Origin of the sequence: Frankia torreyi (assembly GCF_000948395.1) — a bacterium.
GTDB lineage: Bacteria > Actinomycetota > Actinomycetes > Frankiales > Frankiaceae > Frankia > Frankia torreyi.
The window spans coordinates 1-2,411 of record NZ_JYFN01000125.1 but is presented as its reverse complement, the minus strand read 5'-3'; the positions used below and the strand labels follow the sequence as shown (position 1 = coordinate 2,411).

Genomic DNA, 2,411 nt, shown 5'->3' with positions numbered 1-2,411 from the left:
CGGCCCCAGCACCGTGGACGGCCCCAGCACCGTGGACGGCCCCAGCACCGTGGACGGCTCGGAGCGGCGCCGGCGGTGGGTGAGCCTGCCGACGTACGCGTTCCAGCGGCGGCGCTACTGGCTGGATCCCACCCCGGTCCGGCTCGTCGACGGCGAGCTCGTCGCCGACGGGCCGGGCAGCGACGGCGCGCTGGCCGGGCTGTCCGCGGCCCCGAGCGGACCGAGCCTGGCCGAGCGGTTCGCCGCCCTCGCCCCGAGCGAGCGCGACGAGCTGCTGCTGAACCTGGTTCGCGCGGAGGCGGCGGTGGTCCTCGGCCACGACAGCCCGGCAACGGTCGGGGCCACCCGGGCGTTCCGCGAGCTGGGCCTCACCTCGCTGACCGCCGTCGACCTGCGCAACCGACTGAACGCGGCGACCGGGCTCACCCTGCCGGCCACGCTCGTGTTCGACTATCCGACCCCCGTGGCGATCGCCGACTTCCTGGCGGGCGAGCTGGGCTCCGCCGGGACCACGGACACCTCCTCGCCGCTGCGCGTCCTGGACCGGTTGGAGGCGGTGCTGGAGGCGACCGGCGGCGACAACGCCGACACCGCCGAGGCGGTCACCCGGCTGCGGGCGCTGGTCGCCCGGTGGGCGGACGTCGTCCCCGCGGACCCGGCCGACGACGAGATCGACCTCGACTCCGCCACCGACGACGAGTTGTTCGCCCTGCTGGACGACAACGTCGAGTCCTCCTGACCCCGTCGCAGTTCATCCTGAGGGAGCCACCGACCATGTCCAATGACGCCAAGCTCCGCGAGTACCTCAAGCGCGCGGTCAGCGACGCCCGGACGGCGCAGAAGCGCCTGCGGGAGGTCGAGTCGAGCCGCCGGGAACCGATCGCGATCGTGGGCATGGCCTGCCGGCTGCCGGGCGGGGTCACCACGCCGGAGGGACTGTGGGAGCTGGTCGCCGACGGCCGGGACGCGATCAGCGAGTTCCCGACGGACCGGGACTGGAACGTCGAGGAGCTGTTCGACCCCGACCCGGACGCGGCGGGCAAGTCCTACACCCGCCACGGCGGCTTCCTGCACGACGCCGCCGACTTCGACGCCGAGTTCTTCGGCATCTCCCCCCGCGAAGCCCTCGCCACCGACCCCCAGCAACGGCTGCTGCTGGAGACGGCGTGGGAGGCGTTCGAACGGGCGGGCATCGACCCGACGACGCTGCGGGGCAGCCGGACCGCGGTGTTCGCCGGGATCGCCGGGCAGGACTACGCGGCCCGCCTGCACGAGATACCCGACGAGCTGGAGGCGTACATCGGCCTGGGGACGCTCGGCAGCGTGCTGTCCGGGCGGATCTCCTACACGTTCGGCTTCGAGGGACCGTCGGTCACCGTCGACACGGCCTGCTCGTCGTCCCTGGTCGCCCTGCACCTGGCCAGCCAGGCGCTGCGGGGCGGCGAGGCCGACCTGGCGCTGGCCGGCGGGGTCGCGGTGATGTCGTCGCCGGCGGCGTTCATCGAGTTCTCCCGCCAGCGCGGGCTGTCACCCGACGGCCGGTGCAAGGCGTTCGCCGACGCCGCCGACGGCACGGGCTGGGCCGAGGGGGTCGGCATCCTGCTCCTGGAACGCCTCTCCGACGCCCGCCGCAACAACCACCCCGTCCTGGCCGTGGTGCGGGGCAGCGCGGTGAACTCCGACGGCGCCAGCAACGGTCTGACCGCGCCGAACGGCCCGTCCCAGCAACGGGTCATCCGCGCCGCGCTGGCCAGCGCCCGCCTCTCCGCCGCCGACGTCGACGCCGTCGAGGCTCACGGCACCGGCACCCCGCTCGGCGACCCCATCGAGGCCCAGGCCATCCTCGCCACCTACGGCCAGAATCGCCCCACCGACCGACCGCTCTGGCTCGGCAGCCTCAAGTCCAACATCGGCCACACCCAGGCCGCCGCCGGCGCTGCCGGTGTCATCAAGACCGTCCTCGCCCTCCAGCACGGCCTACTGCCCCGCACCCTGCACGTCGACGCGCCGTCCACGCAGGTGAACTGGTCGACGGGAGCGGTCGAGCTGCTCACCGAGGCCCGCTCCTGGCCCGAGACCGGCGCCCCCCGCCGGGCCGGGGTGTCGGCGTTCGGCGTCAGCGGCACCAACGCCCACGTCATCATCGAACAGGCCCCGGCGGACGACGGCGCGACCGAAGGGAACGCCGACGGCCAGGAAGGCAACGCCGACGCGCAGGAAGGCAACGCCGTCGGGCGGAAAGACAGCGCCGACGGGCGGAAAGACAGCGCCGACGCGCAGGACGATGCGGCGGCGGGACGGGAAGCGCTGCCGGTGCTGGTGCCGTTGTCCGCGCGCAGCCCCGAGGCGCTACGCGACCAGGCCCGCCGCCTGGCCACCCACCTGCGCGCCGCCGACTCCGCCGACGTCAA

2 protein-coding genes are annotated in these 2,411 nt (G+C 74.5%); both read left to right on the top strand.

The annotated features are described in order from the left end of the window. Positions 1-739: phosphopantetheine-binding protein (locus tag FF36_RS41630; protein ID WP_242423004.1), on the top strand; the 739-nt coding region annotated here is incomplete at its 5' end. Between the two features lie 35 nt (positions 740-774). Next, the coding region (locus tag FF36_RS30960; protein WP_044888760.1) for a type I polyketide synthase at positions 775-2,411 on the top strand (1,637 nt) is incomplete at its 3' end.